Origin of the sequence: Lonsdalea britannica (assembly GCF_946477055.1) — a bacterium.
Classification (GTDB): domain Bacteria; phylum Pseudomonadota; class Gammaproteobacteria; order Enterobacterales; family Enterobacteriaceae; genus Lonsdalea; species Lonsdalea britannica_A.
In genome coordinates, this window is record NZ_CAMKXG010000254.1 from 1 (window position 1) to 4,942 (window position 4,942).

General features: G+C 57.2%; 6 protein-coding genes. All 6 read left to right on the plus strand.

Annotated features, from left to right (window positions below):
- Window positions 1-1,376, plus strand: a 1,376-nt coding sequence (locus Q7O77_RS14535; protein WP_304168708.1) for a sugar porter family MFS transporter, incomplete at its 5' end; no start/stop codon positions are given.
- Window positions 1,377-1,433: 57 nt separating this feature from the next.
- Window positions 1,434-1,946: a SprT family zinc-dependent metalloprotease gene (locus tag Q7O77_RS14540; protein WP_304168722.1), complete on the plus strand. Its 513-nt coding sequence runs from the start codon at window positions 1,434-1,436 to the stop codon at window positions 1,944-1,946.
- A gap of 95 nt (window positions 1,947-2,041) precedes the next feature.
- On the plus strand, window positions 2,042-2,740 hold the full coding sequence (endA, locus tag Q7O77_RS14545; RefSeq protein ID WP_304168711.1) for a deoxyribonuclease I: 699 nt from the start codon (window positions 2,042-2,044) through the stop codon (window positions 2,738-2,740).
- A 112-nt stretch (window positions 2,741-2,852) separates the two neighbouring features.
- Window positions 2,853-3,587, plus strand: coding sequence for a 16S rRNA (uracil(1498)-N(3))-methyltransferase (rsmE, locus tag Q7O77_RS14550; RefSeq protein ID WP_304168713.1), 735 nt, complete (start codon window positions 2,853-2,855; stop codon window positions 3,585-3,587).
- Window positions 3,588-3,599: 12 nt separating this feature from the next.
- Entirely contained in the window at window positions 3,600-4,553 is a 954-nt protein-coding gene (gshB, locus tag Q7O77_RS14555; RefSeq protein ID WP_085651265.1) for a glutathione synthase, read from the plus strand.
- 108 nt (window positions 4,554-4,661) lie between these two features.
- The coding region (locus tag Q7O77_RS14560) for a YqgE/AlgH family protein (protein ID WP_304168719.1) at window positions 4,662-4,942 on the plus strand (281 nt) is incomplete at its 3' end.

Genomic DNA, 4,942 nt, shown 5'->3' on the forward strand with positions numbered 1-4,942 from the left:
ATAACAACAGAGCATCCAATAAAACCATGACGTTTTTGGTCTGCTTTCTTGCCGCACTGGCAGGGCTGCTGTTCGGTTTGGATATCGGGGTGATTGCAGGCGCGCTGCCGTTTATCACACAAACGTTTCAAATGACGAGTCATCAGCAGGAGTGGGTTGTCAGCTCAATGATGTTCGGCGCGGCTATCGGCGCTATCGGCAGCGGCTGGCTTTCGTCTCATCTGGGCAGAAAAACCAGCCTGATGATAGCGTCCGTTCTGTTCGTCGTCGGATCGCTAAGCTCGGCATTGGCGCCGAACGTTGATGTATTGATCATCTCCCGCGTCATCCTCGGTCTCGCCGTCGGCGTGGCGTCTTATACGGCACCGCTGTACCTGTCCGAGATCGCGCCCGAGAAAATTCGCGGCAGCATGATCTCCATGTATCAGCTGATGATTACCATAGGTATTCTCGGCGCTTATCTGTCCGACACGGCGTTCAGCTATACCGGCTCCTGGCGCTGGATGCTGGGGGTGATCACCCTCCCCGCCGTGCTGCTGTTTATCGGCGTGTTCTTCCTGCCGGGCAGCCCGCGCTGGCTGGCGGCTAAAGGGCGCTTCAACGACGCTAAACGTGTCCTAGACAGACTACGTGACTCGACCGAACAGGCGAAAAAAGAGCTGGATGAGATCCGAGAAAGCCTGAAAATCAAGCAGAGCGGCTGGGCGCTATTTACCAGCAATGCCAATTTCCGCCGCGCGGTCTACCTCGGCATTCTGCTGCAGGTGATGCAACAGTTCACCGGCATGAACGTCATCATGTACTACGCGCCGAAGATCTTCGACATCGCTGGCTTCACCAGCACCGGGCAGCAGATGTGGGGAACGGTGATCGTCGGGGCCGTCAACGTGTTGGCCACCTTCATCGCCATCGGTCTGGTAGACCGCTGGGGACGCAAGCCGACGCTGATTCTGGGCTTCGTGGTCATGGCCTGCGGTATGGGCGTACTGGGAACGATGCTGCACGTCGGCATTACCTCCAGCGCCATGCAGTATGCCGCCATCATCATGCTGCTGATGTTTATTGTCGGATTCGCCATGAGCGCCGGTCCGTTGATCTGGGTTCTGTGTTCCGAGATCCAGCCGCTGCGCGGCCGTGATTTCGGTATCACCGTCTCAACGACCACGAACTGGATCGCCAACATGATTGTCGGAGCCACCTTCCTGACCTTGTTGAACACCTTGGGCAACGCAAACACCTTCTGGGTCTACGGCGGCCTCAACGTCCTGTTTATCGTGCTGACGTTGCTGCTGATTCCAGAAACCAAAAACGTTTCGCTGGAGCACATCGAACATAACCTGATGTCCGGCAAGCGTCTGCGTAATATCGGCGAATAACCCTCCCCCGCCGGGGTACGTTTACAACCGTGCCCCGGTCACCGTATGCTTGACGCCATGAAGACTGAACGCGTCCCTATCGCACTCCAACAGGCGGTAATGCGCTGCCTGCGGGAAAAGCTGGCGCTGGCCAATACCGCTCTCGACAGCGACTATCCCGAACCCGTCATTGCCTATAACCAGCGCGGCGCCACCGCCGGAAGCGCCTGGCTGCAGGAGTGGGAAATTCGCATCAACCCCGTGCTATTGCAGGAAAATCAGCAGGCATTTATCGATGAAGTCGTGCCCCATGAGCTGGCGCATCTGCTGGTTTACGCGCGCTTTGGTAAAGCGCCTCCGCACGGTAAAGCCTGGCGATGGATGATGGAGCACATTCTGGCGGTGCCGGCTCGGCGAACGCACACCTTTGCCGTGTCATCCGTGCGAGGAAAAACCTTCCTTTATCAGTGCGACTGTCAGCAACACGAACTGACGGTGAGGCGCCATAACCGCATTCTTCGCGGCGAAACCGAGTACCGCTGCCGCCGCTGCGGAACCCCTCTCAGGCGCGATGACAAAGAGGCGCGCTGACCACAGATTCCAGTTTTTTCCGACCGGGCGTGGCGTTGCCTCACCGGGGCGCTTCCGGTACTCTGCTCGCTTTTCTGCCTAAGGCGTTTTGGAACATGCTTCGCAAAATTCTTGTTATTGCTACCGTGGGCTGCGGCCTGCTCACTTTTTCTGCGCTCAGCCAGGAAATTCATAGTTTCACTCAGGCCAAAGCCGCTGCGGTGAAAATCAACCAAGACGCGCCGGGCAGCTTTTACTGCGGCTGCCGTATCACCTGGCAGGGTAAAAAAGGCATCCCCGACCTGCAGTCCTGCGGCTACGAAGTCCGTAAGAACGCCAATCGCGCCAACCGTATCGAGTGGGAACACGTCGTACCCGCCTGGCAGTTCGGCCACCAGCGTCAATGCTGGCAGAACGGCGGCCGCAAGAACTGCGAGCAGGACGAGGTCTACCGCGAGATGGAAACCGACCTGCATAACCTGGAACCAGCCATCGGCGAAGTCAACGGCGACCGCGGTAATCTGATGTATAACCAGTGGAACGGCGGCGAGAAGCAGTACGGCCAGTGCGAGATGAAAATCGACTTTAAAAACAAGATGGCGGAACCGCCTGAACGCGCACGCGGACCAATTGCTCGTACCTATTTTTACATGCGCGACCGCTATCATCTGACGCTTTCCCGCCAGCAGACCCAGCTGTTTGAAACCTGGAACCGGCTGTATCCCGTGACACAGTGGGAATGCACCCGCGACAATCGCATCGCTAAAGTACAAGGCAATCACAACCCCTACGTGCAACAAGCTTGCCAGCAGTGATCCGGCTACCTACTATAGCTTAGGTCCTAAACACCACCGTCCGTGGACGGTGGTGGCTCCACCCGGGCGACCCGCCCATTCCGACAGACATGACGTAAAGGCCAGAACATCAATGCGAATACCGCGCATTTTCCATCCCGAAACGCTATCGCCCAACGGCGGCGAAACCGACCTGAGCGCAGATGCCGCCAACCATATCGGCCGCGTACTGCGCATGAACCGCGGTCAGGCGCTACAGTTATTTGACGGCAGCAACTGCATTTTCGATGCGGAAATTCTTCTGGCCGACAAAAAACGGGTACAGGTGCGCTACGACGCCGCGCAGCAGGAAGACCGAGAGTCTCCGCTGCACCTGCATCTTGGGCAGGTGATTTCTCGCGGAGAGAAAATGGAATTCACCATCCAGAAATCCATTGAGCTGGGCGTGAATGAAATTACCCCACTGTTTTCAGAACGTTGCGGCGTCAAGCTGGACGGCGAACGTTTGGAGAAGAAGCTGTCTCAATGGCAAAAAATCGCCATCGGCGCCTGCGAACAGTGCGGTAGAAACCGTATTCCGCTCATTCGTCCTCCCCTGTCGCTGGAAAGCTGGTGCGCAGAGCCGGACAATGGGTTAAAACTAAACCTGCATCCGCGGGCGACACACAGCATCAACACGCTGCCCACGCCGGTGCAGCGAGTCCGGCTACTGATTGGCCCGGAAGGCGGCCTTTCGTCCGATGAAATTGCGATGACGGCAGAACATGGCTTTACCGATATTCTGCTGGGGCCTCGCGTTCTGCGTACAGAAACCACAGCGCTCACTGCAATCACCGCATTGCAGGTACGATTCGGCGATCTGGGGTAAAGGAGAAAGAGAATGATCAAACTCGGCATCGTGATGGACCCGATTGCAGCCATCAACATTAAAAAAGACACCAGCTTCGCCATGCTGTTGGAAGCGCAGCGCCGGGGCTGGGAGCTGCATTATATGGAGATGGACGATCTCTATCTGAACGCGGGCGAAGCGCGCGCCACCACGCGTCAACTGAGCGTTGAGCACAACTACGACGGCTGGTATCAGTTCGGCGATGCGCAGGATATCGCCCTGCATGAACTGGACGTAGTGCTGATGCGGAAAGACCCGCCGTTCGATACCGAGTTCATCTACGCCACCTATATCCTTGAGCGCGCCGAAGAAAAAGGCACGTTGATCGTCAACAAGCCGCAAAGTCTGCGCGACTGCAATGAAAAGCTGTTCACCGCCTGGTTCTCCGAGCTGACGCCTGCGACGCTGGTCACTCGCCGCGCCGACAAACTGCGCGAGTTCCACCAACAGCATAAAGACGTCATCCTCAAACCGCTGGACGGCATGGGCGGCGCGTCCATCTTCCGCTTGAAACAGGATGACGCTAACGTATCGGTCATCATCGAAACGCTCACCGAACACGGTAGCCGCTACTGCATGGCGCAGAATTATCTGCCCGCCATCAAAGACGGCGACAAACGCGTGCTGGTGGTGGACGGAGAACCGGTGCCTTACTGCCTGGCCCGCATCCCGCAAGGGGGAGAAACTCGTGGCAATCTGGCCGCTGGCGGCCGGGGAGAAGCGCGTCCGCTGAGCGAAAGCGACTGGCGGATCGCCCGTACTATCGCCCCGATATTAAAAGAGAAAGGACTGATTTTCGTCGGCCTGGATATCATCGGCGACCGTCTGACCGAGATTAACGTCACCAGCCCGACCTGCGTACGTGAAATCGAAGCCGCGTTCCCTGATGTCTCGATTACCGGCATGCTGATGGACGCCATCGAACGGCGGCTGTCCGCGCGTTAATCACCCTTCGACGGCCTGGAACCGATCCCCGGTCGACCATGCACATCTGCCGGGTTCGTCGGCTGGCGGCGAACCGAAATAACGACAGAAAAACGATAAGAACAGACCATGAATTTACAGCATCACTTTCTTATCGCGATGCCTGCGCTGCAGGATCCGGTATTTAAACGGTCCGTGGTATATATCTGCGAACACGGCGAAGACGGTGCGATGGGGCTGATCATCAATAAACCGATGGAACAGTTCACCGTCGACGATATTCTGAAAAAACTGAAAATCACGCCGCCGGAGTCAAAATCCGATATCCGGCTGGATAAACCGGTCTTTTCCGGCGGTCCGCTGGCGGATGACCGCGGCTTCATTTTGCACACCCCGCAGGCGGGCTTCGC

Bases quoted from the DNA above. Each gene is read 5' to 3' on its own strand.
- Q7O77_RS14540 (WP_304168722.1), top strand. From the start codon at position 1,434: ATGAAGACTGAACGCGTCCCTATCGCACTCCAACAGGCGGTAATGCGC.
- endA (WP_304168711.1), top strand. From the start codon at position 2,042: ATGCTTCGCAAAATTCTTGTTATTGCTACCGTGGGCTGCGGCCTGCTC.
- rsmE (WP_304168713.1), top strand. From the start codon at position 2,853: ATGCGAATACCGCGCATTTTCCATCCCGAAACGCTATCGCCCAACGGC.
- gshB (WP_085651265.1), top strand. From the start codon at position 3,600: ATGATCAAACTCGGCATCGTGATGGACCCGATTGCAGCCATCAACATT.